Below are 20,715 nucleotides of genomic sequence, written 5' to 3' on the forward strand. Positions count from 1 at the left end.
GATGGCACACCCCTCCCAAGACGATCTCACCGACGAACACCCCGTACAGGAGGACGAGCACCTCGTACGGGAAGCCGAGCGCATCGCCGTCGCCATCGGGCGCATGTTCCCGGGCCTGTGCGAAGTCGTTCTGCACGACCTGCGCCGGCCCGACAGCGCCATCCGCGCCATCGAGAACAACCTGTCCGGGCGGCAGGTCGGCGACTCCGCCACCGAGCTGGGGCTGCACCGCATCGCGGACCCCGACTACCCCAGCGTCATCCAGAACTACAGCAACCGGTTCCCCGACGGACGCCCGGCCAAGAGCACCTCGATCGGCATCAAGAACGCCGACGGGCGTTACGTCGCGGCCCTCTGCCTGAACCTGGACGTCAGCACGCTGTCCCCGCTGGCGCTGACCCTGGCCAACCTCGTCGCCACGGACGTCGAACACCGGGGTGAGGCCCTGGAAACGCTGCGCGACCGCACCGGACGCGAACTCCGGTCGGCCATCGACTCCTTCGCCGCCGAGCGCTCCAGCACCCCGCGCGGCCTCAACCGCGACCAGAAGCGCGAATTGGTCCGGCAGTTGCATCGCGAGGGGTTCTTCGAGACCCGGAGTTCCGCACAGCTCATCGCCGACCGGCTCGGCGTCTCCCGCGCGACCGTCTACAACTACACGAAGTAGCCACCCCAAGTACCCGCAGAACGACCTGTTGTGACCGAGGAAGTAGCACCATGACCAACCCTGCGACGCACCGGACGACCGGCTCCAGCAGCATCCGCCTGGCCGACAGCACCGCATGATCGCCCCGCTCGTCCACTACTCGCACGTCGCGGTCAACAAAGGCGTCGCCCGCATATCCGGCCGGCTCCCGCGCGACGCGGACCGTACGCCCGCGACGGACGCGCCGTTCCCGACCCAGGCGCGGATGGCCCTGCGCGAGCTGCAGGCGACCCGCCGGTCCAACCTCGACAACTACTCACGGCAGCCGGTACGGATCGCGAGCACCTGCTCTCCGTGACCGTCCATGCCGGCGAAGCCGGTGCGGTCGTCGCCGATCTCGGCCAGGACTCGGGCGGCGAGCGGGATGCCGAGGCCGGGGAAGCTCAGCAAGAGCTCGGCGTCCGGGTGCCGGGGGAAGGCTTCTTCGACCGCTTCGGCGAGCCGGTCGGCAGCGGTGCAGGCCGCGTCCAGCTGGATCAGGAGGGCGAGCATCTGCTTGCCGGCCTCCTCGACCAGCGGCGGCCGGCGGGCCCACTCGCCCCGGAAGACCTCGCGGAGGCGTTCGGCATCGGCTTCGATGCCACGCCGGCGCCGGCGCGCTTGAGCGCGGCCTTGGTCCGGGTGCGGGTCAGCCGTGCGGCCCGCGCCGGAGTCGGGGCGGTCTTGAGGAACTCGCGACCCTCGGGCCGACCCAGGCCGTTGGTCCAGGCGACGAAGGCGGCCAGGGCAGCGGGGCAGTACTCGCGCAGCAGGGATCGGAGCTGGTCGGCGAGCTGGTACCTGTTCCACAGCAAGTCCTGCTGGGCCCGGGCCAGGACGGTGATCGCGCGGCCGAGGTCGCTGTCGTCGGGCAGGGGCCGGTGGGCGTGCATCTCGGTGCGGAGGATGCTGGCGAGGACCAGGGCGTCGCCGGGGCCGGACTTCTCGCGCGAGACGCTGTGCCGGTCGCGGTAGCGGGCGGCGGCCATGGGGTTGATGGCGAACACCTTGCGTGTGCCGGTCCGCGGGGCCACGACGAGCAGGACGCGGGAGGTCTCGATCGCTACCGGGATCGGGTTCTCCTCGGTGTCGCCGTACTCGGCGAGCAGCTCCAGCGGGACCTTGCAGCCGGCCACGTCGTCGGTGATGCCCGAGCGGGTGAAGCGCCGGGCGGCCGCCGAGGTGGTCATGCTCACCCACAACCGGGAGCTGCATCAGGTGAACGTGGGCTGGCATCCCCGTGCCGAGAAGGCGCTGTGGCAGCCGGATCTCCAGCAGACGAAACGAGTCGGAGAACGGCGCGCCGAACGTCCGCCACCGCAACGCGATCAAGGCCGAGGCACTGAGCGCCCCGCGCGAACAGGTTCGGCGTCCACGCGCCGTGGCTGCGCATCCGCTACGCCTTCTGAGCCGTTCCCGGCCGCCCGAGCCGGGGGCGGACCGGGCAGGCCAGGGCCGGGCGGATCGGGGCCAGGCGGGCCAGGAGGCCGGGCGGATCGGGGCAGGCCAGGGCCAGGCGGGTCAGGCGGGTCAGGCGGGTCAGGCGGGTCAGGCAAGGCGGCCAGGGGCGGGGCGGGTCAGGCAAGGCGGGCCAGGAGGCCGGGCGGGTCAGGGCAAGGGCCGGGCATCCTGGTCCGCCCGGCCTCCGGGCCCGAGAGGGCCCGTGGGGCGGAGGGGCTCCGCCGCCTCCAGCCGCGGGAGTTCGCGGCGCGACACGCGCAGCACGACGGGTGGCAGCGTGATCCGGGCGAGCTGCGCGAAGCGCAGCCAGGCGGGCACGTAGACGGTGCTGCTGCGGCGTTCGACGGCGCGGGCGAGGCGTTCGGCGACGACGTCGACGGGGTGGACGCGCCGGGCGGGCGCCGGCATGCGGGCGCGCAGTCCACGCAGGACGGCGTGCCGGTCGGCGTCCCGGATCAGATCCGTGTCGGTCCAGCTCATGTAGGCGATGCCGACCGCCACGCCATGGTGCGCCTCCTCCGCCCCCAGCGCGTGCGCGAAGGCCTCCACGCCGGCCTTGGCGGCGCAGTAGGCGCTCATCAGCGGGGCGGCGCCGAGGGAGGCCAGCGAGGCGATCTGGAGGTAGTAGCCCGCCGTCTCCCGCAGGTCGGGCAGGAAGGTGTGGGCGGTGAGGGCGCTGCCGGTAAGGTTCACGTCGACGACGCGGCGCCAGGAGGCCATGTCCTCCCGCGCGAAGGGGCCGCCCTGGGCGAGGCCCGCGTTGGCGACGACGGCCGACGGCGGTCCCAGCCGGGTGCGGACGGTCTCGGCGGCCTCCTTCAGGGCTTCTTCGTCGGTGACGTCGGCCGCGACGGCGAGGGCCGGGGTGGCCAGCGTGGCGGCGACAGCCTCCAGGGCCGCCCGCTCCTGGCCGAGCAGGGCCAGGCGGGCGCCGTGCCGGGCGAGGGCACGGGCCTGGGCGGCGCCCAGCCCCCGTGCGGCGCCCGTGACGACGACGGTGCGGTTCTCCAGGGGGCCGTGTGCGTGCGCCATGGTTCGCTCCGATCGTCGGCCGGTCCGTCGCCCTCAGGTGGGCTGTGCGCGTCCGGCTCGGTCCCGGTGGGTGAGGGCGCGCTGAAGGCCCGCCAGCCCCGGCGACCGTTGCCGGCGCAGCGCAGCGCGGGCCGCGTTGGCGCCCGGCGCGCCGTGCACGCCGCCCCCGGGGTGGGCGCTCGCGGAGGCGAGGAACAGGCCGCGCAGCGGTGTCTCGGGGCGTCCGGTGCCGGGCAGCGGACGGAAGAAGAGCTGCTGGTGGATGCCCGCGGTGCCGCCGTTGATGGCGCCCGCGCGGAGATTGCCGTCAAGGGCCTGGAAGGTGGGCGGGGCGAGGATGCGGCGGGCCCGGATCAGCGTGCGGAAGCCGGGCGCGAACCGTTCGACCTGGCGTTCCACCCGGTCGGCCATGACCTCCCGTTCTTTTGCGTCCCAGGCGCCGGTGAGGTCCTCGTCCCCCGCGTCGGAGGCGACCTCGTGCGGCACATGGGTGTAGGCCCAGGCGGACTCGGTGCCGTGCGGGGAACGGGACGGGTCGGCCGTCGTCATCTGGCCGAAGAGGCAGAACGGGCGGTCGGGAATCTGCCGCATCGCGATCTGGGCGGCGAAGCGGGTCAGCTCGTCGACGCCGTCGGCGAGATGGACGGTGCCCGCCCGCGCGGCCTGCTCGGCCCGCCAGGGCACGGGGCCGTCGAGGGCCCAGTCGACCTTGAAGGTGGCGAAGTCCCACTCGAACCGCTTCAGGTCGGCCTGGATCTGGGACGGAAGATCCCCGGGCTCGATCAGTTCGCCGTAGAGGGCGGGGGCGGACACGTCCGCGAGGACGGCGCGGCGGGCGGCGAGCGTCCCGCCGTCGGCGGTGCGGACGCCCACGGCGCGTCCGTCGCGGACGACGACCCGGTCCACCCGCTGCCCGCAGCGCAGGGTGCCGCCGCGTGAGCGCAGTCGGCGGACCAGTGCGTCGGTGAGGGCGCCCGCGCCGCCGACCGGTACGGGGAAGCCGTACGTCTGGCCGAGCATGGACATCAGCCAGCCGAAGCCGCCGCTGCCGGCGGCCTCCGGGGCGAGGTCGGCGTGCAGCGCGTTCCCGGCGAGGAGGAGCCGGCCGCCCTCGCCGCCGAATTCCTCGGCGCCCATGCGCCGCACCGGCAGCAGCAGAGTGCGGGCCAGCCGCAGTCCGCCAGCCGCGCGCAGCCGCACGGCGAGCCGGGTGCCGGCTCTCAGCGGCGGGAACGGGGTGAACAGGGCGTCGAGGATGTCGGGGTGCAGCCGTTCCCAGATCTCGTGCAGCCGGCGCCAGGCCGTGCCGTCCCCGTCGTGGAAGGCGTCGAGGGAGGCCGCGGTGGCGTCGATCCGCCGGTCCAGGACCGCGCACCTGCCGTCGCTCAGCGGATGTGCCAGGACGTGGGGTGCGTGACTCCATCGCAGTCCGTGGTCCTCCAGGCGCAGGGACGCCATCACCGGGGAGGCGGCCGCCAGCGGGTAGAAGGAGCTGAAGAGGTCGTTCACGAAGTCGGGGTCGACCTCCCGGTCGTGACGCACCGCCCCGCCGGGTCCGGGCTGCTCCTCCAGGACCGCCACGCTCCAGCCGGCGTCGACCAGCAGATTGGCGGCCACCAGGCCGTTCGGACCGGCCCCGATCACCACGGCGTCAGGCACCGGCGCCGCCGTGCGCCCGTACCGGTACGGGGCCCGGCCCGCTGTCCCCGGCCCCGTTCTCGCACACCCCGGCCAGCCGGACCAGCATCGAGCGGTGGCGGAGTTGGAGAAGCGCCTCCACACCCGCGTTGTGCAGGGTTCCGCCCATCCCCCGCAGCGGGTGTTCGTCCACGATCACCAGGCAGTGCCCGCCCCAGGGGCGCAGCTCGATGGCGATCCGCGCGGTACCGAGCGCGCCCGCTCGGGCCTCCAGTTCCAGGGCGGCGCCCTCCTCGCAGCGCCGTACGACGGTCTGGTTGGTGAGCCGGACGGGTCCGAGCCGGACCTCGTAGGCGATCTCCGCGCCGACCTGGGGCCACTGCCCGGCGACCGGGTGGGACTCCGCCGTGCCCACCACCCAGTCCGCGTACCGTTCGCCGTCCGCGAGGACGGACCACACCCGCTGCGGGGATGTTCTGATCAGTCGATGCCGAACCGCCACGACGACCTCCTGTACTCGTCCTTCGCTCACCGCCAAGTGCCCCTGTCGCCGTCGGCGAACCGGGGTGAGGGCGAACAATTTCCGATATGGCCGTGCGATCGCGGTCTCAGCCCTCGCCGGGCAGCGCTCCTGGCCCCGCCGACGCCGGGCGGCCACCTTCCTCCAGGTCAGCTACGGGCCGCTCACCGGCCAGGGCGCGACGAGGACGGCCAAGGTCAGGACACGGGGAGGCCGGATCGTTCTCGGTCTTCGCCCGCCATAGGTCATCGCGGAGCAGCACCCGCGCCGGCTCGTGGCGAACCTGGTCACGCCGCCGAGGTAGACAGCGAGCGCGGCAAGTGCGAGGGCAGGGCCTCTCACCGGTATCGGTCGGGCTCCAGTGGGGCCTGCATCGCGCGGCCTTGGTCACGGCCCACGCGCTTCAACTCGTTCGCGTACGGATTCCTTGGGCATGCGGACCCGTCGGCTCCTTGCCCTCAGGAATCGGCGGAAGCAAGAGGGAGGCAGGTAGCCATGGCGGGCTCCAACAGTTCGCTGGGGGAACTTGTCGACGGCGGTGACGACCCTGGCAGGGCCAGGCGGTAGAGCAGGCACAGTCGGCGCTCCTCAGGTTCCCCGGAAGCCCCTGGCGGACCGTGGCCCAGCGGATCGTCGTTCGGCAGGAAGACGGCCGTCCGGTCGTCGGGGAACGCGGCCGCTCGATCCTTGAGGTACCGCCGGTCCGTGTCGCTTCGCCCGCGGAGCACGTCCGTGGTGCGATGGAACCGAGGGGGGAAAGGAGAGCGATCATGCCCGCAAGAGAGCGAACGAGTGTCGCCGCCTCGGTGTCGGTCCGCCCGCTGGTCGAGCCGGACCTGGATCGGGCCGACGAGATCTTCAGGGTCGCCTTCGGGACCTTCCTCGGGGCCCCTGAGCCGGAGGCGTTCTTCGGGACCGCCGACTATGTCCGCACCCGTTGGGCGGCAGATCCACACGCGGCCTTCGCAGCGACCGTCGAGGGCGAGGTCGTCGGATCGAACTTCGCCACCAACTGGGGCAGCGTCGGGTTCTTCGGCCCTCTGACCATACGTCCGGATCTGTGGGACCAGGGCATCGGCAGGCGCCTCATGGAACCGGTCATGGCGTGCTTCGACACCTGGGAGAACCGCCACCTCGGCCTGTTCACCTTCTCGCACAGTCCCAAACATCTCGAGCTCTACCGCTCGTACGGTTTCTGGCCCCGATTCCTTACAGCCATCATGAAGAAGCAGGTCACCGTCAGTGCCGCAGTCCCCGGCCGAGTGCTGTACGGCGAGCTGACCGCCGCTGAACGGCCCGACGCACTGAGCCTCAGTCGCGCACTGACGGGGGCCGTGTACGAGGGCCTGAGCCTGGAGAGCGAGATCATGGCCACACAGGCGCAGGGGCTCGGTGACACCATCCTCCTCGAGGGCGCCGACTCCGGCCTCGACGGTCTGGCTGTCTGCCACTGCGGAGCGGGGTCGGAGGCCGGTGAGGACGTGTGCTTCGTCAAATTCGGCGCCGTACGCCCCGGCCCGGACGCCGCGGACCGGTTCGAACGACTGCTGAACGCGTGCGAGCAACTTGCCATGGACAAGGGACTGGGGCAACTGGACGCCGGCATGAACCTGGCCCGCCAGGATGCCTACCGGCGCATGGTCGACCACGGTTTCCGTACCTGGCTGCAAGGGGTGACCATGCACAAGCCCAACGAACCTGGGTACAGCCGCCCAGACGCCTACGTGATCGACGACTGGCGCTGAGTCCATCGCCATACTCGGCTTCGGGACCCGATGCCGGCAGGAGACGACCAGGGCTCCACACTGAACGACCCGCCGCTGACCGCCCGTCACCGTTCCTACTGACCACGTCGCCATACCGTATGGATCACGAGGCATCAGCCCCTACGACACCACGCCTTGAAGGTCAGTAGCTCGCACGCCGCCAACGAGATCGAGGCGACCTTCCTCGCGACCGCCGGCGGCATGCAGGTCGTCCTGGGGGCCGACAAAGCGCGGCGGCCTCTTCGCGGGTGGCCACGACACGCTGACCCACTTCACGGTCAGCCACCACGGTGTCGAGCACACCGGCTGGAACGCCGAAGTGGGGAGCTGGGTGCGACAGCTCGTCGAACACCGCGCCTCCGTCGTCGCGGTCGGCACCGCCGGTCTTGCGGTCGGTTTCGTCGGCGGGATGGTCGCGGCCGAAGTCGTCGACGAGGTGGGCGACTTCTTCGAAAGCGACGAGGGTGGGGCGACGAAGGCTGAGGTGGCGTCATCCTGATAACTTCTACATCACTGTAGAATGAACCGGCAGTCCGGACCGGTCCCGTCCGGCCCGGACCGCCCCTGACACATACGGAGTTCTCATGGCCCTGTGGGACCGGCTCAAGGAATCCGCATCGACGATGCAGACCCAGCTCGTGGCGAAGAAGAACGATCTGAAGAGCGGCGCCTTCCGCGACGCCTCGATGGCCATGTGCGCCCTCGTCGCTGCCGCCGACGGCACCATCGACCCGTCCGAACGGCGCCGCGTGGCAGAGCTGATCGCCACCAACGAGGTGCTGCAGAACTTCCCCGCCGACGACCTCCAGCGCCGCTTCGACGACAACCTGAACAAGCTGACCGCCGACTTCGACCTCGGCAAGGTCAGCGTCATGCAGGAGATCGCCAAGGCGAAGAAGAAGCCCGCCGAGGCGCGCGCCGTCATCCAGATCGGCATCGTCATCGGCGGCGCGGACGGCGACTTCGACAAGACCGAGCAGGCCGTCGTCCGCGAAGCCTGCTACACCCTCGACCTGCCGCCGCACGAGTTCGACCTCTGATACCGACGGCGTCGCCACGCCTTGCGTGGCGACGCCGCAGCGGGGCAAGTGCCAGCAGCGCGGCCGCGATGGGCCCGAGTTGCCTGGTGCTCATGGTGTGGGCGGTGAGTGGCCCGCTTGGTGAGCCGGACCGGCATCCGCACGCGACCAGCACGGGCGCGCAGTTGCAGGCCTCGGCCCGGGGATGGCACTCCATCCAGCTGGCCGCCCGCTGCTGCTACTCGTCTGTGGAGGAGCGCTCGCTCCGCGTGTTCCACGGGAGGTGCGTGGCGAGCATGTCACCCGCTGTGCCGACCACGTTGAACGCGAACCAGCCCACCCCCTTCAGGACTCGCGCGACCGCAGAACCCGCAGCCTCTTCCATGTTCTGATCTCCTTGTGTCCGTCCCGTGGCTTGCTTCGATCTTGGAGACGCGTTCTGTCGCCACTGGGTTGCCCCCGGGGAGCAGTTCACGGCCCACCCTGGCAGTCGCATGGAGTTCCTCTGTTACCACCGCGACCGGCCCGGCTCCCTGCCGCTGCGCCACGAGCTGCTGGAAGAGCACTGGTCCTACATGGACCGATACGCGAAGGAGATGATCGCCAGGGGCCCGACCCTCGACGACAGCGGCGGCACACCCACCGGCAGCCTGCACAGCGTCGACCTGCCCGATCCCTCCGCAGCCCGCGCGTTCGCCTTCGACGAGCCCGGCCACCAGGCCGGCGTATACCGGGACGTGCTGCTGCGACGGTGGCGCAACACGCTGGGGCGCACCATGTGGGACTTCCCCGGCGGCCGGAGCGGCGGCAACCGGTACCTGGTGCTCGGCCTCGGCACGGGACGGGCCGCTGACCTCGCGGTGCCGCACGACCGAGACGAGTTGATCGCCTACGCGCCGCTGCTGTCCGACGACGGTGCCAACTGGCTGGGCACGGCGGCGCTTGTCCGGGCACCCGCCCCGGACAAGGCGCGGGCAGTCCTGACCCTGGACCGGTACGCCGACATCGAGGTGCACAACTGGCAGTTCGGCGGGCGGCCGTCATGACCGAGGACGTTCACGCCGGCATCACCGCCGCTGTTACTGTCGCGCCATGTCCAAGACCGAAATAGACGTTGTGACCGCCGAGTTCTTCGCGGCCTTCGACAACCGGGGCGGCAAGGCTGCCGACGTGGCCCGGATCCGCCGGCTCGTTCTCCCGGAGGGCGTGATCGTCTATCCCGGCCCGGAGTTGACGGTCTATACCGTGGACGAGTTCATCGAGCCCCGCCAGCGGCTGCTGTCCGAGGGCCGGCTGGTCGAGTTCTCCGAGTGGGAGACCTCCGAGCGTACGGAGATCTCGGGCGCAATCGCGTCGCGGTTCGGCGAGTACCGCAAGGCCGGGATCCTGGACGGTGAGCCGTTCGAGGGAGGCGGGACCAAGACCATCCAGTTCGTCCGCACCTCAGAGGGCTGGCGGATCACGGCGTTCGCCTGGTACGACCAGCCGTGACCGCGGCGGCGGCCCGCCGCGGCTCATGCAGCCCGCTGCCGTTGGCAGCGAAGCCGCACAGCGCCCGGTCCTGGTAGCGGCGTCACATGAGATCAGGGCCATCGAGCTACCGGGCCGCGATCAGGGCCTGGCGGGCGAGTTCCACGCCCATCAGCTCGGTGCTCACGCGCACCGCCCCGGCCGTGTCGACGTCCATTGGCCGCGCGGCGAGCTCGGGCAGCCGGTCCGTCCACGGCCCGACCGCGGTCGGTCGGTCGGTCGGCGGCGGCCTGCCCGCGCAGCTGCGCCGACCGCGCCGCCGGCAGGTACGGGGTGGTGCGCTACCGGGCCGTGTCGGCGGCCTTCGTCGCGGCGGCGATGGCGTCCGCGCCGTTCGGGTTGTGCTGGAACCAGCGCCGTCCTGCTCGGTCTTGTACCCCCGCGCGGCCTGCGCTCGCCTTCTCGGCCCGACCGGGCGCCCGCGCACCCTCCCGCTGCCCGCGACCTACGTCATCGGCCGCGACCGCGACCGCGTGATCCGCTGGGCCTTCGTCAACACCGACTACACCACCCGCGCCGAACCGGCCGACATCCTCGCCGCCCTCGACGCACCGGCCTGAAACAGCGGCCGGAACGGCGCCAGTACCGTCGGGGTCGGCCAGGGACGGACGAGGAACGGGTGGCGTGCCGCTTCCTCAGCGGCTCGGCACACGGCGCGGAACCCGGCGCCGGCCGGAGTTCGTGAGGAGAGTCGCGGCCATGGGGGTGGGTGGACATCGTGCCCCCACCCCCGACATCCCTCGTGTCGGCGAGCATCCCCGGCCGAGCGGGCGGCGGAAAGGGGGTTCAGTCTGTCGCCTGGTTCTGGACCTGGCCCGACAAGGTGTTCACGATGGCGGCGAAGGCCACCGCGTGGCCCCGGGCGTTGGCGTGGACGCGGTCGGCGGCGTAGATGGCCGGAGCCGCGGCGAGGGGATGGTGGTGGGTGTCGATGTGGATGCCGCCCAGCGAGTGGGCCAGGTCGGCGGTGATCCGGTCGAGTTCGTCGAAACGGCGGGCCAGGGCGTCGGCGTGTTCCGGTGGGACGAGGCCGGAACGGGCGACGTCGAACAGGCCGATGGTGACGACGACGGCGCCGCTCTCGGCGAGGGGTGTGAGGAGCGAGGCCAGGTCGGCCCGTAGCGTTTCCGGGTCGAAGCCGCGGAAGGCGTCGTTGCCGCCCGCGCTCACGGCCACCACGTCCGGCCCGAACTCCAGGGCCGGGCCGAGCTGCTGGTCGCGGATCTCGTTGAGGAGAAGGCGGGGCGTGGCCAGGTTGACCGCGGCGAAGCCGGGTCGGGTTGCCGCGAGGGCGTCGGTGAAACGGTCGGCGAAGGACCGGTCGAGGTAGCCCGGAAGCGGGTCCATCACGCCCGCGGTGACGCTGTCGCCCAGCACGGCCAGCCGGTTCCACGTCAGACCGCGCAGCAGCTCGGCGGCGGCGTCCGGGGCCACGCAGTACGGGTCGGACGACTCGGCCGTGAGGTCGAAGGCGTCGAGGGAGCCGAGGGAGCCGAGGGGGCCGACGGAGTCGGCCGGCATGCCCCGGGCAGGAGTCGGGTCCGGGGCAGGGGTCGGGTCCGGGTGGGTGGTCATCGCTGGTCTCCTTCGAGGGTGCGGGTGGCGGTCGGGGCCCGGCCGGCCGGGGTCGCGGGTTGCGGCAGGGACGGCGCGGCGATGCGCAGGGCGAGACCGCCGAGGACGGCGGCCGTGCTGACGGCGGTGGCGAACCAGTACACGGCGGCATACGGTTCCGCGCCGGTGCCCGAGACCTCCGCGACGATCACGGCTGTGGCGGCGATGCCGAGTCCGCCGCCGACCTGTCGGGCGGCCATGACCATGCCTGTCGCGGCGGCGAAGTGCTGGGGCGCGGCGGAGAAGGCCGCGGCGCTGGAGATGCCGACGGTGGCCATGCCGACACCGAGGCCCATCACCGCTCCGGCCGGGAGCCAGAGCGTCCAGAAGTGCGGCTCGGTGTCGATCAGCAGGGCCAGGGCGGCCGTTGAGGCGGTGATGAGGGCCGAGCCGGCCGCCACCATGGTGCGCGGGGTGAGGGTGAGGGGGAGCCGTCCGATGCCGATGCCGACCACGGCGGTGACGAGCGCCGCCGGGCTCATCGCGAGGCCGGCCTGCAGGGTGGAGTAGTTCCAGGCGTCGGTCATGAAGAGCACGCCGAGCAGCATCGTGGTGAACAGCGCCGTGCCGTACGCGAAGGAGACGCCGGTCGCGACGGCGAAGGGCCGGCTGCGGAAGAGGTCGAGCCGCAGCGCCGGCCGTGGATGCCGGAGCGCCCGCATCGCGGTTGCCACGCCCGCGAGCACGGTGACGCCGGCGGCGGACAGCACGTGCACCGAGGACCAGCCGTGGCCGGGGCCCTGTGTCAGGCCGTACACCGCCGAGCCGACGCAGAGGGCGAGCAGCAGGCCGCCCACGAGGTCGGGCGCCCGGCCGGTGCGGGGCTCGCCGGTCACGAGCCTGCGTCCCGCGATCAGCACCCACAGGCCCACCGGCAGGTTGAGGCAGAACAGCGCCCGCCAGTCGAGCACTTCGACCATGGCGCCGCCGAGGGCGGGTCCCGCGGCGGCGGCCAGGGCCCCCGCCGCGCTCCACATGCCGATGGCGGCGCGTCTGCGTTCGGCGGGGATCTCGGCGAGGACCAGCCCCAGCGAGGCGGGTACCAGCAGCGCCGCCGCCAGGCCCTGGAGGGCGCGGGCGGCGAGCAGTACGGGCAGGGTCGGGGCCACGGCGATCAGCAGCGAGGACGCCGTGAAGACGGCGATGCCGATCAGGAACAGACGGGCCCGGCCGACCGCGTCGGCGAGCGGCCCGGCCGGGGCGAGCAGGGCGGCGAAGGGGATCACATAGGCGGTGGCGACCCACGAGACGGTGGTCAGCGAGACGTCGAAGTCGGCGGCGATCGGCGGCACCGCAAGGTTGGTCACGGTGGCGTCGAGGAAGCTCAGGAAGGTGCCCGCACAGGCGAGCAGCAGGCCTTGTACGCGGCGCCGGCGGCGGGGCTGAGCTGGTCGAGGAACCAGAGGCGGCGCTGGGCCGGAGCGAGCAACGGGCCGTCGCCGCGGGCGGGGGTCACCGGGGGCAGTGCGTCACCGGTGTCACGGGGCCGGTCGGCGAGCAGGCGGGCCAGGGCGGTGACGGTGCCGTGCTCGCAGAGTTCGGCCGCGGTCACGGGGGTGCCGAGGCGGGTACGGATGCGGGCGGCGATCCGGGCCGCCTGCAGGGAGTTCCCGCCGAGTGCGGTGAAGTCGGCCGTGGCGTCGACCGGCCCGGTGCCGAGCACGTCGCCCCACAGGCCGGCCAGGGCGGTGCGCAGCCGGCCGTGTTCGGTGTGCGGGTCGTCGGCCGAGGGTGCGTGTGCCGGGGTGGGGGCCGTGGCGGACGTCTCGGTGGACATGACTGCGCTCCTGGAGTGCTGCGGGGCGGGGTGGCAGAGGGCGGGGGCGGGATCGAGGTGGCCCAAGGGCGGAAGGCGGGGGCCGCGGGCGCATGGTCCCGCCGAGGCCCGCGCGGGCGTCCCTCGTCCGGGACGCCCGCGCGGCGCGTTGTACTGACCGGCGGGTCAGACCGCCTGGCCGACCGGGCGGACGACGACGGAGTTGATGTCGACGCCGGCGGGCTGGCACACGGCCCACACCACCGAGTCGGCGATCTGGTCGGCGGTGAGGTTGATGCCGCCCTGGGGCGCGCCGCCCGCGGCGTCCCAGAAACCGGTCTCCACCCGTCCCGGGGCGACCAGGGTGACGCCGACGCCGTCGGCGGTGACCATGCGACGGGTGTTCTCGGCGAGGCCGGTGACCGCCCACTTGGTGGCGCCGTAGATGTTGCCGGGCGTGTAGACGACGCCTGCGACGCTGCCGATCAGCACGACCCGGCCGCGCGTCTCCTTGAGCGCGGGCAGGGCGTAGTGGATCAGCAGGGCCGGGCCGAGCACGTTGGTGAGGACCATGTCGCGCCACCCGGCCGGATCGCCGTCGGCGAGCGAGTCGTGCGTGGCGTACCCGGCGTTGGCGACGACCGTGTCGATGCGGCCGTACGCGTCCAGGGTGGCCTGCACGGCGGCCTCGACAGCGGCGTGGTCGCCGGCGTCGCCGGGGAGCGTGAGGAGGGTGCCGGGCTTGGCGTCGGTCTCCTCGGCGAAGCGCCGCAGCCGTTCTCCGCTGCGGCCGGTGACGGCGACGCGGTGCCCCTCGGCGAGGAGCCTGCGGCAGGTGGCCGCGCCGATGCCGCTGGATCCGCCCGTGATCAGGGCGACGGGGGCGGTGGCTTGGTCGGTCATGAAGTGGTGCTCCTGCTCTGCGAGTTCTGAATTTCTGTGCATCACGGGTCAGAGGGTGTTCGTGTGGCGCGGCTGCTTGCCTGCGATGCGGACGGGGAGCCGCTCCAGGCCCCGGCTGATGGAACTGTCGGCGACCCACCTCAGCGTCTCAGGCGGCACCGTGCACGCGAGGTCGGGGACGCGGCGCAGCAGCGTCTCGAAGGCGATGCGTCCTTCGAGGCGGGCCAGCGGTGCGCCGGCGCAGAAGTGGGGTCCGTGCCCGAAGGTCATGTGGCGGTTGGGCGAGCGGGTGATGTCGAAGCGATCGGGGTCGTCGAAGACGGCGGGGTCGCGGTTGGCGGCGGACACCGACAGGTGAACGAAGCTGCCCTCGGGCACGGCCTGTCCGCCGAGGCTCAGGTCCCGGGCGGCGGTGCGCAGCGTTCCGCGGTCGACCGAGCCTTCGTAGCGCAGGAACTCCTCGACCGCCGAATCCGTCAACTCCGGCTTCGCGCGCTGGAGTTCGAGCTGTTCGGGGTGACGGAGCAGGGCCCAGACGCCGTTGCCGACGAGGTTGGCGGTGGTCTTGTGGCCGGCGATGACGAGGAAGATGGCGGTCGAGACGAGTTCCTCGTCGGTGAACATGCCGTCCTCGTCGGCGGCGCGCACCAGGTCACCGAGCAGGCGATCGGGCAGTACTCCGCACCCTCCACCAGGCGGACGACCGCGCGGTGCGGCACGGCGACACCCTTGGGCCGCCCCGTCGAGCCGGAGGTGTACGTCACGTAGAGCGGAAGCCATTGACCTTGACCTGACGGTCCGCGCGCCCCACGTACCGCAGATCACCGGTCGCGTCCTTGCGGGCCAGGTCCCCGGTGGCGTACATCCGCTCGCCCTGCGCGCCGGACGGGTCGGGCAGGAACCGCTCCCGGGTCAGCTCCGGGTGGCCCTCGTACCCGGCCGCGACATGTGCCCCGGCCACGTACAGCTGCCCGGTCTCCCCGTCCGGTACGGGCCGCAGCTCCTCGTCGAGGAGGTACACGCGCGTGTGGTCCATCGGCCGGCCGATGGGGATGTCGCCGTCCGTCGGCGGCCCGGGGTGGATGCGGTGACGGGTGGCGAAGGTCGTGGTCTCGGTGGGGCCGTAGCCGTTGTAGAGGGTGATTCCGGGGCACGCCTCGACGACGCGGCGCACCGCGTGCGGCGGGACCACGTCACCGCCGGCCCACACCTCACGAGCGCCTTCCAGGCAGCCCGGATCGCCGGCGGCGAGCGCCCCGAACAGGCCCGCGGTGAGCCACAGCGCCGTGACCCGGCCGCCGCCCACCAGGCGCCTCAGCAGCGGGGCATTGATCTCCTCGGGGGCCACCACGACGCGGCCGCCGGACAGCAGCGGCACCCAGATCTCGTAGGTGGACGCGTCGAAGGCATGCGGCGAGTGGAACAGGACCCTCTCGTGGGCGCCGCCGCGCCACACGCGGTCGAACGCGAGGGCGAGCACGTTGCGGTGCGTGACCCGCACGCCCTTGGGGACGCCGGTGGACCCGGAGGTGTGCATCACGTACAGCACGTCGGCGGCCCCGGGCACATCGGTCCCCGGCTCGTCGACGGCAGCGCCGTACGGCGGTTCCACCCCGTCGGACACGTCATCGGGCACGCCGTCCTCGCCGACCAGTACGGTGCGCCGTCCCGCCACCGCGGGGTGCTGCGCCGTACCCGCGTCCACCACCAGCAGCGCGCGGTCGACACCGTCGAGGATCGCGTCGAGCCGCGTCTCGGGAGAACGCGCGTCGAGCGGCATGTAGGCGGCGCCCGTCTTCGCGACGGCGAGCAGGGTCACCACCACGGCGGCGGACCGCTCGAGCAGCACGCCGACCCGGCCGCCGCGGCGGGCGCCCCGGGCGACGAGACGCCGGGCGAGTTGCTCGGCGCGGTCGTTCAACTCCGCATAGGAGAGCTGGTGCTCCCCGTGCCGCCCGTACTCGACGGCAATCGCCTCAGGGGCCTGCGCGACCTGCTTCTCGAAGACCTCGCTCAGACCGGTGTCCGGAATCGGTATCTCCGGTGCGTCGGTCTCCATGAGCGCACCAGCGCCGTTGTGCGCCTCGCTCAGCCTTTCCATGACAGCCTTTCCCTCTTTACGTGACGGTCGTGCCCGGCCACGGCCGTGCACACCGGACTGGCCCGCAGCGCGCACGATGCGCGGGGCCTGAACATGTGGGATCAGAGGACTCAGGCCTCAACGGCCCGGTGACAAGAAGGATCCAGAACACCGAACCGGACGAGAGCCGGGGTCGATGTCGGAATCGCGGTCGGTGTCGTGTCGGGGAAGGACCGCGTCAAGGCGCGGTCAGTCGCCCGTGAGCCGTCCGAGCGGACGTCTTCGTCCCGCCGCCGACCGGCGGACGTGCCGACACAGCTCCCCCATGTGCTCGCCCCCTCAGAGCATTCAAGATCACGAAGCAGTGCCCAGCGTAGGAACCGGCGTACACCGCGGGCAAGGCAAGTCCAGGTATCTGGCTGGAAGCACGCCCCTCCTCGCACTCAGAACCCGCCGCTTCACCTGCGATGACGGCCAGGGCACCCGGACGGGTGGCGCGCTGTCCCGCCGGCCGCTGGCTGAATTCTCACCAGTCCGCGCCGGTCCGGGGCGCCCACGTGCGTCCAAAGGCAACGCGCACGCTCAAGGTTCCGGGACCGTCCAAGGAGAGCTGTCCCAGGGGCGGCTCGAAGGCGGGCGGCGGCGATGCGGTCTCCCGATGTTCGGCATCGGGCTCCGCTGCAGCACCGCAGCCGGCGACCGGGGACACGCCGGACGGGCTGCCTCAGCCCTCCGGCCGCCTTCGCGCCGTACCGTCGGCACCGTGACGCTCACAGACGGAACATACCGGCTCGGACCGTCCACCGGCCGCCTCCTGATCAGGACCGGCCGCGCCGGACTGGGTCGCAGGGCGGGGCACGACCTCGCCATCGAGGCCACCCGATGGTCCGGGGAGGCGGTCGTGGCCGTCGGCGACCCGGACAGGTCGTCGGTGCGAGTGACCGTCGAGACCGGCGCGTTGGAGGTTCGCGAGGGAACGGGCGGGCTGAAGCCGCTCACCGGCGCCGACCGGGCCGAGATCAAGAAGACGCTACAGGGCAAGGCCCTGCTGCACAGCGCGGAGCACCCCGCGATCTCCTTCCGTTCCACCAGGATCACAGGAACGCCGGAGTCCTTCGAGATCACCGGTGACCTCACCATCAAGGACCGGACTCACCCGGTGACGGTGCACGCGAAGAGCGATGGCGACAGGACTCTGCGCGGCTGGGCGACCGTCACGCAGTCCACCTGGGGAATCAAGCCCTACGCCGCTTTCATGGGCGCGTTGCGGCTCGCCGACGAGGTTCGTGTGGAGTTCGAGGTGACCGGACTCGAACCGGCGGACCAACCTGCGTAGCCGCTGAACGCTCCGTCAGTCGCCCAGCCCTACGCGGAGGCAGCTCCGGGATCACGGGCATATCGGGGTGGGGCGGGTCGGCCGGGTGGACACCTCAGGTCACGAAGAGAACCGCCTCAGGTCCGCGGCGAGTGAGGCGATGGCCGCCGGGTTGCGCGGGCTTTCCACCAGCTCCGCGTAGTCGAGAACGACGATCCGGTCGTTCTTGACGGCCGAGACGCCGGCGAGCGGCGGATACGACTTCAGGAACCTTCGCTTCGCTTCGGCCGTGGTGTCTCCGTAGTCGTTGATCACGATCACCTCGGGGTCACGTTCCACCACGGTCTCCCAACCGACCGTCGCCCAGCTGTCCTTGAGGTCCTTCATGACATGGTCGCCGCCCGCCCTGGTGATGATGTCGTGCGGCCCGGCGTACAGGCCCGAGGTCAGCGGCTTGTCCCGGCCGTCGTCGTAGAGGAAGACGCGCGGGCGGTCGGCGCCCGTCAGAGCCGTCGCCTGCGCCTGGGCCACCTGCTTCTCGAAGTCCGCGACGAGTGCCTCGGCGCGGTCCTCGACGTCGAAGATTTTTCCCAGGTTCCGCAGATCGGTGTAGAGCGCTTCGAGCGGCGGCATCACCCCACGGGCCTTGCCCTGCCCGTTGCGGCACGATTCGCTCAGCAGGTACGAGTCGACGCCCACCTTCTCCAGCTCGGCGGGGCTGAAGCCCTCGCCCTCGTTGAAGCCGTAGTTCCAGCCCGCGAAGACCAGATCGGCGCGGGCGTCGAGGACCAGCTCCTTGTTGATCGTCTTCTTCGAGAGCCACTTGGTCTTCCGGTACGCGTCCTTCCAGGGCACGCCTGTGAGGTCGCCCCTGTCGTCGGGCATCACATAGCCCGCCATCCGGTCCTCGAGTCCGAGCGCGAACATGATCTCGGTGATGCCGACGTCATTGGTGACCACACGCCGCGGCGCCGTGTCGTAGCTCTTCTTCTGGCCGCAGTTCTCGACGGTCACCGGATAGTGGCCACCGCGCGCGGTGGCACCACCACCCTCCTGGTCCGTGGTGACTTCCGCGCCGCAGCCGGTGAGCACCAGGGCGGCGGCGAGTGCGAGTGCTGCGGGGCGTACGGGATTAGGCATGACGGTCATGGCTCCTCAAGAGGCCGGCTGAGTGGGCGGGAGACGGTCGAAGAGCAGTTGCACGGCGCCGGACTCGGGATGCGGTACGCGGTGTGCCCGTACGCCGAAGACCTCGGCCAGCAGCTCCGGCGTGAGCACGTCGTGCGGAGCGCCGGACGCGACGATCCGGCCGCCGTCGATGACGTAGAGCAGGTCGCAGTGGAGCGCCGCGAGGTTGAGGTCGTGCAGCGCGGTCAGCACGGTCAGCCCTCCCCCAGACTCCGTCCGGGGGGACCCCCAGCTGCGGACCAGAGCCAGCACGTCCAGCTGCTGGGCGATGTCGAGGTGGTTGGTGGGCTCGTCGAGCACCAGTACGCTCGACTGCTGCGCGAGCGCGCGGGCGATCAGGACCCGTTGCTTCTCGCCGCCGGAGAGGGTGAGGAAGCCGCGGTCGGCGAGGTGGCCGGCGTCTACCCTCACCAGCGCGGCCTCGCACGCCTTCCGGTCCTCGTCGGTGGTCCGGGCCGTCGACCGCTGGTGCGGCAGCCGCCCCATCGCCACGACCTCGGCGACCGTGAAGTCGAACTCGGTGACCGCTTCCTGGGGCAGGGCGGCCAGGCGGCGGGCGCCTTCGCGCGCGCTGAGGGTGTGCAGGTCCTCACCGTCGAGCCGGACCGTGCCGGCCGAGGGGCGCAGCGCCCGGTAGACGCAGCGCAACAGCGTGGACTTGCCGCTGCCGTTGGGCCCGACGAGCCCGACGACCTGCCCGCTGTCCGCCCGGAGCGTGACCTCCGCCACCAGCCGCGCGCCGGCGATCTCGACGGTCAGTGCAGCTGTCTCGACGCGCATCAGGCGCCTCCGAAACTGTAGGAGCGGCGGCGCATCAGCAGGACGAAGCACGGCACGCCGATGACGGCGGTCAGTACGCCCACCGGCAGTTCGACGGGAGCGAGCACCACACGCGACAGGATGTCCACCCAGATCAGCAGGACGGCGCCCGCGAGCGGGGCGACGGCCAGCAGCCGGCGATGGTCCGCGCCGACCAGCATCCGTGCGGCGTGCGGAACCATCAGGCCGACGAAACCGATCGCACCGCTCACGGCGACCACCGCCCCCGTGACGGCGGCGCAGACCAGGAACAGCTCCTTGCGCAGCCGTCTCGCGTCCACCCCCAGCGCGGCCGCGGTCTCGTCCCCCATCGCCAGGGCGTTCAGACGGCGCGCCGCCACAGTGAGGTGGGCCAGACCGGCGAGCACGGCTCCCGCGGCGATCGGCACGGATGCCCAACTGGCCCCGCCGAGGCTCCCGAGCAGCCACATCATCGCGGACCGGGCAGCCTCGCCGCGTTCGGCCGCGAACACCATGAAGGTGGTGACGGCCGAGAAGCCGTAGTACATCGCGGTGCCCGTCAGGACGAGCCGCAGCGGGGTCAGACCGTCAGCGGTGCGGGCGATCGTGTACACCAGCGTCATGGCGAGGAGAGCGGAGAGGAAGGCCGCCGTGGACAGGGCCCACAGGCCGAGAGCGCCGAAGGCTCCGAAGAGGAGGACGGCATTGGCTCCGACGGCCGCGCCCGAGGAGATGCCGAGGACGAACGGGTCGGCGAGGGCGTTGCGGACCATGGCCTGTACGGCGACGCCGATGGCGGACAGGCCGGCCCCGACGACGGCGGCCAGCACGGCTCGTGGGAAGCGCAGTTCCCACACGATGGTGTACGCCGGGACTTCGTCGGGGGATATGGATCCGCCGGTCAGCCCGGCCCACAGATGCCGCAGCACCTCGCCCCAGGACAGCCCCGACGCCCCCATCCCTGCCCCGCAGACGATGGAGAGCACGAGCGCGGCGCACAGGGCGGCAAGAAGGGGCGGCAGGGATACACGCCTGGGCGGCGCGGGGCCGGTGCCGGTACGCGCCGTGTGAGGTGGCGCGGCCGGTTCGAGTTCGAGGGGGGTGGCCACGGGCGGTTCGCCTTCGCCTCGGGCCGTGCACCCACGGGAGCACAGGCGCGGCGCGGGACGCGGGGCGCCCTGTGCAGCACCCTCTCGCAGTCCACGGCGAATCGACAGGAGCCTTCACCGCCGCGGGTGATCGGGCTCGCGGGGCCATTGTGGGGCTCCGCCTACCGTTGCGGGTCAGCGCCGGACTTCGACCGGACTTCCCCCGCGGGGCGACTTGCAGCATAGCGTGTGCGAAAGGGCGCCCGTCCGTCATCTCCGTCTTCTCTGTCACCTCCGTCATCGAGAGGATGCGGCTCACGCGAGCACGGGGGTCGGGCCG

At 72.1% G+C, this 20,715-nt stretch carries 20 protein-coding genes, 5 pseudogenes and 1 riboswitch; of the genes and pseudogenes, 10 read left to right on the forward strand and 15 right to left on the reverse strand.

The features are described 5' to 3' along the window. Position 1: 1 nt before the first annotated feature. Both ACFYOP_RS21885 and ACFYOP_RS21890 read left to right on the forward strand, forming a co-directional pair. The gene (locus tag ACFYOP_RS21885) at positions 2 to 667 is read left to right on the forward strand and encodes a PAS domain-containing protein (protein WP_356899512.1); all 666 of its coding nucleotides are present in this window, start codon (positions 2 to 4) and stop codon (positions 665 to 667) included. 115 nt (positions 668 to 782) lie between these two features. Then, entirely contained in the window at positions 783 to 1,004 is a 222-nt protein-coding gene (locus ACFYOP_RS21890) for a hypothetical protein (protein ID WP_356899511.1), read from the forward strand. Positions 1,005 to 1,018: 14 nt separating this feature from the next. Here ACFYOP_RS21890 and ACFYOP_RS21895 read toward each other — a convergent pair. Beyond that, a pseudogene (locus ACFYOP_RS21895) lies at positions 1,019 to 1,875 on the reverse strand (transposase); the annotation flags it as partial. Between ACFYOP_RS21895 and ACFYOP_RS21900 the strand changes: the two are divergent. After that, positions 1,829 to 2,094 (forward strand): annotated as a pseudogene (locus ACFYOP_RS21900) (spore photoproduct lyase family protein); the annotation flags it as partial. The pseudogenes ACFYOP_RS21895 and ACFYOP_RS21900 overlap by 47 nt on opposite strands. 199 nt (positions 2,095 to 2,293) lie before the next feature. On the opposite strand, the gene ACFYOP_RS21905 reads toward ACFYOP_RS21900, so the two are convergent. From ACFYOP_RS21905 to ACFYOP_RS21915, 3 genes are read right to left on the reverse strand one after another with little or no spacing between them, the layout of a single operon-like run. Next, positions 2,294 to 3,178: an SDR family oxidoreductase gene (locus ACFYOP_RS21905; RefSeq protein WP_356899510.1), complete on the reverse strand. Its 885-nt coding sequence runs from the start codon at positions 3,176 to 3,178 to the stop codon at positions 2,294 to 2,296. A gap of 33 nt (positions 3,179 to 3,211) precedes the next feature. Beyond that, positions 3,212 to 4,837 (reverse strand): NAD(P)/FAD-dependent oxidoreductase, encoded by a 1,626-nt coding sequence (locus tag ACFYOP_RS21910; RefSeq protein ID WP_356899509.1) that lies wholly within the window; start codon positions 4,835 to 4,837, stop codon positions 3,212 to 3,214. After that, positions 4,830 to 5,318: an SRPBCC family protein gene (locus tag ACFYOP_RS21915; RefSeq protein ID WP_356899508.1), complete on the reverse strand. Its 489-nt coding sequence runs from the start codon at positions 5,316 to 5,318 to the stop codon at positions 4,830 to 4,832. Before ACFYOP_RS21915 ends, ACFYOP_RS21910 begins: the two co-directional genes overlap by 8 nt. Before the next feature lie 788 nt (positions 5,319 to 6,106). Here ACFYOP_RS21915 and ACFYOP_RS21920 point away from each other — a divergent pair. From ACFYOP_RS21920 to ACFYOP_RS21930, 3 genes and pseudogenes are all read left to right on the forward strand, one after another. Then, positions 6,107 to 7,081 carry a GNAT family N-acetyltransferase gene (locus ACFYOP_RS21920; protein ID WP_356899507.1) on the forward strand — a complete coding sequence of 325 codons (975 nt, stop codon included), beginning with the start codon at positions 6,107 to 6,109 and terminating at the stop codon, positions 7,079 to 7,081. A 171-nt stretch (positions 7,082 to 7,252) separates the two neighbouring features. Further along, a pseudogene (locus ACFYOP_RS21925) lies at positions 7,253 to 7,601 on the forward strand (sporulation protein); the annotation flags it as partial. A gap of 85 nt (positions 7,602 to 7,686) precedes the next feature. Then, positions 7,687 to 8,142 (forward strand): TerB family tellurite resistance protein, encoded by a 456-nt coding sequence (locus tag ACFYOP_RS21930; RefSeq protein ID WP_356899506.1) that lies wholly within the window; start codon positions 7,687 to 7,689, stop codon positions 8,140 to 8,142. Positions 8,143 to 8,359: 217 nt separating this feature from the next. Here ACFYOP_RS21930 and ACFYOP_RS21935 read toward each other — a convergent pair whose 3' ends face one another. Next, entirely contained in the window at positions 8,360 to 8,506 is a 147-nt protein-coding gene (locus tag ACFYOP_RS21935) for a hypothetical protein (RefSeq protein ID WP_356893360.1), read from the reverse strand. A gap of 109 nt (positions 8,507 to 8,615) precedes the next feature. Between ACFYOP_RS21935 and ACFYOP_RS21940 the strand changes: the two genes are divergently transcribed. The 3 genes and pseudogenes from ACFYOP_RS21940 to ACFYOP_RS21950 all read left to right on the forward strand — a co-directional run. Then, on the forward strand, positions 8,616 to 9,167 hold the full coding sequence (locus ACFYOP_RS21940; protein ID WP_356893358.1) for a YciI family protein: 552 nt from the start codon (positions 8,616 to 8,618) through the stop codon (positions 9,165 to 9,167). A 46-nt stretch (positions 9,168 to 9,213) separates the two neighbouring features. Further along, positions 9,214 to 9,612 (forward strand): DUF4440 domain-containing protein, encoded by a 399-nt coding sequence (locus tag ACFYOP_RS21945; RefSeq protein WP_356893356.1) that lies wholly within the window; start codon positions 9,214 to 9,216, stop codon positions 9,610 to 9,612. Positions 9,613 to 10,064: 452 nt separating this feature from the next. Further along, positions 10,065 to 10,211, forward strand: a pseudogene (locus ACFYOP_RS21950) (AhpC/TSA family protein); the annotation flags it as partial. A gap of 226 nt (positions 10,212 to 10,437) precedes the next feature. Here the strand turns inward: ACFYOP_RS21950 and ACFYOP_RS21955 are convergent. The 7 genes and pseudogenes from ACFYOP_RS21955 to ACFYOP_RS21985 form a co-directional block, all read right to left on the reverse strand. Beyond that, on the reverse strand, positions 10,438 to 11,226 hold the full coding sequence (locus tag ACFYOP_RS21955) for an SGNH/GDSL hydrolase family protein (RefSeq protein WP_356893354.1): 789 nt from the start codon (positions 11,224 to 11,226) through the stop codon (positions 10,438 to 10,440). After that, positions 11,223 to 12,572, reverse strand: coding sequence for an MFS transporter (locus tag ACFYOP_RS21960; RefSeq protein ID WP_356893352.1), 1,350 nt, complete (start codon positions 12,570 to 12,572; stop codon positions 11,223 to 11,225). The genes ACFYOP_RS21955 and ACFYOP_RS21960 overlap by 4 nt, the downstream gene beginning before the upstream one ends. Positions 12,573 to 12,589: 17 nt before the next feature. Continuing rightward, complete coding sequence (locus ACFYOP_RS21965) at positions 12,590 to 13,042, reverse strand: phosphopantetheine-binding protein (RefSeq protein WP_356893350.1); 453 nt, start codon at positions 13,040 to 13,042, stop codon at positions 12,590 to 12,592. Positions 13,043 to 13,207: 165 nt separating this feature from the next. Beyond that, positions 13,208 to 13,924, reverse strand: a complete 717-nt coding sequence (locus ACFYOP_RS21970; protein ID WP_356893348.1) for an SDR family oxidoreductase — start codon at positions 13,922 to 13,924, stop codon at positions 13,208 to 13,210. A 48-nt stretch (positions 13,925 to 13,972) separates the two neighbouring features. Then, positions 13,973 to 14,572, reverse strand: coding sequence for a cytochrome P450 (locus tag ACFYOP_RS21975; protein WP_356893346.1), 600 nt, complete (start codon positions 14,570 to 14,572; stop codon positions 13,973 to 13,975). A gap of 68 nt (positions 14,573 to 14,640) precedes the next feature. Then, a pseudogene (locus ACFYOP_RS21980) lies at positions 14,641 to 14,688 on the reverse strand (hypothetical protein); the annotation flags it as partial. Then, positions 14,685 to 16,025: an amino acid adenylation domain-containing protein gene (locus tag ACFYOP_RS21985; RefSeq protein WP_356893344.1), complete on the reverse strand. Its 1,341-nt coding sequence runs from the start codon at positions 16,023 to 16,025 to the stop codon at positions 14,685 to 14,687. The pseudogene ACFYOP_RS21980 and the gene ACFYOP_RS21985, both read right to left, overlap by 4 nt. A 742-nt stretch (positions 16,026 to 16,767) precedes the next feature. Here ACFYOP_RS21985 and ACFYOP_RS21990 point away from each other — a divergent pair. Next, positions 16,768 to 17,340, forward strand: coding sequence for a YceI family protein (locus ACFYOP_RS21990; RefSeq protein WP_356893342.1), 573 nt, complete (start codon positions 16,768 to 16,770; stop codon positions 17,338 to 17,340). Positions 17,341 to 17,439: 99 nt separating this feature from the next. On the opposite strand, the gene ACFYOP_RS21995 is transcribed toward ACFYOP_RS21990, so the two are convergent. The 3 genes from ACFYOP_RS21995 to ACFYOP_RS22005 are packed head-to-tail and all read right to left on the reverse strand — an operon-like array spanning position 17,440 to position 20,396. Further along, positions 17,440 to 18,459, reverse strand: a complete 1,020-nt coding sequence (locus ACFYOP_RS21995; protein WP_356893374.1) for an ABC transporter substrate-binding protein — start codon at positions 18,457 to 18,459, stop codon at positions 17,440 to 17,442. A gap of 15 nt (positions 18,460 to 18,474) precedes the next feature. Continuing rightward, positions 18,475 to 19,287 (reverse strand): ABC transporter ATP-binding protein, encoded by an 813-nt coding sequence (locus ACFYOP_RS22000; protein ID WP_356893340.1) that lies wholly within the window; start codon positions 19,285 to 19,287, stop codon positions 18,475 to 18,477. Next, on the reverse strand, positions 19,287 to 20,396 hold the full coding sequence (locus ACFYOP_RS22005; protein ID WP_356893338.1) for an iron ABC transporter permease: 1,110 nt from the start codon (positions 20,394 to 20,396) through the stop codon (positions 19,287 to 19,289). Before ACFYOP_RS22005 ends, ACFYOP_RS22000 begins: the two co-directional genes overlap by 1 nt. A 103-nt stretch (positions 20,397 to 20,499) precedes the next feature. After that, a riboswitch (cobalamin riboswitch) is annotated at positions 20,500 to 20,633 on the reverse strand. Between the last annotated feature and the right edge of the window lie 82 nt (positions 20,634 to 20,715).

This window comes from Streptomyces sp. NPDC006294, assembly GCF_042870895.1.
Classification (GTDB): domain Bacteria; phylum Actinomycetota; class Actinomycetes; order Streptomycetales; family Streptomycetaceae; genus Streptomyces.

Excerpts from the sequence above, each read along its gene's own strand:
- ACFYOP_RS21890 (WP_356899511.1), top strand. The coding sequence starts at position 783 with ATGATCGCCCCGCTCGTCCACTACTCGCACGTCGCGGTCAACAAAGGC.
- ACFYOP_RS21935 (WP_356893360.1), bottom strand. The coding sequence starts at position 8,506 with ATGGAAGAGGCTGCGGGTTCTGCGGTCGCGCGAGTCCTGAAGGGGGTG.
- ACFYOP_RS21985 (WP_356893344.1), bottom strand. The coding sequence starts at position 16,025 with ATGGAAAGGCTGAGCGAGGCGCACAACGGCGCTGGTGCGCTCATGGAG.
- ACFYOP_RS22000 (WP_356893340.1), bottom strand. The coding sequence starts at position 19,287 with ATGCGCGTCGAGACAGCTGCACTGACCGTCGAGATCGCCGGCGCGCGG.
- ACFYOP_RS21940 (WP_356893358.1), top strand. The coding sequence starts at position 8,616 with ATGGAGTTCCTCTGTTACCACCGCGACCGGCCCGGCTCCCTGCCGCTG.
- ACFYOP_RS21965 (WP_356893350.1), bottom strand. The coding sequence starts at position 13,042 with ATGTCCACCGAGACGTCCGCCACGGCCCCCACCCCGGCACACGCACCC.
- ACFYOP_RS21970 (WP_356893348.1), bottom strand. The coding sequence starts at position 13,924 with ATGACCGACCAAGCCACCGCCCCCGTCGCCCTGATCACGGGCGGATCC.
- ACFYOP_RS21955 (WP_356893354.1), bottom strand. The coding sequence starts at position 11,226 with ATGACCACCCACCCGGACCCGACCCCTGCCCCGGACCCGACTCCTGCC.
- ACFYOP_RS21930 (WP_356899506.1), top strand. The coding sequence starts at position 7,687 with ATGGCCCTGTGGGACCGGCTCAAGGAATCCGCATCGACGATGCAGACC.
- ACFYOP_RS21920 (WP_356899507.1), top strand. The coding sequence starts at position 6,107 with ATGCCCGCAAGAGAGCGAACGAGTGTCGCCGCCTCGGTGTCGGTCCGC.
- ACFYOP_RS21905 (WP_356899510.1), bottom strand. The coding sequence starts at position 3,178 with ATGGCGCACGCACACGGCCCCCTGGAGAACCGCACCGTCGTCGTCACG.
- ACFYOP_RS21885 (WP_356899512.1), top strand. The coding sequence starts at position 2 with ATGGCACACCCCTCCCAAGACGATCTCACCGACGAACACCCCGTACAG.
- ACFYOP_RS21995 (WP_356893374.1), bottom strand. The coding sequence starts at position 18,459 with ATGCCTAATCCCGTACGCCCCGCAGCACTCGCACTCGCCGCCGCCCTG.
- ACFYOP_RS21945 (WP_356893356.1), top strand. The coding sequence starts at position 9,214 with ATGTCCAAGACCGAAATAGACGTTGTGACCGCCGAGTTCTTCGCGGCC.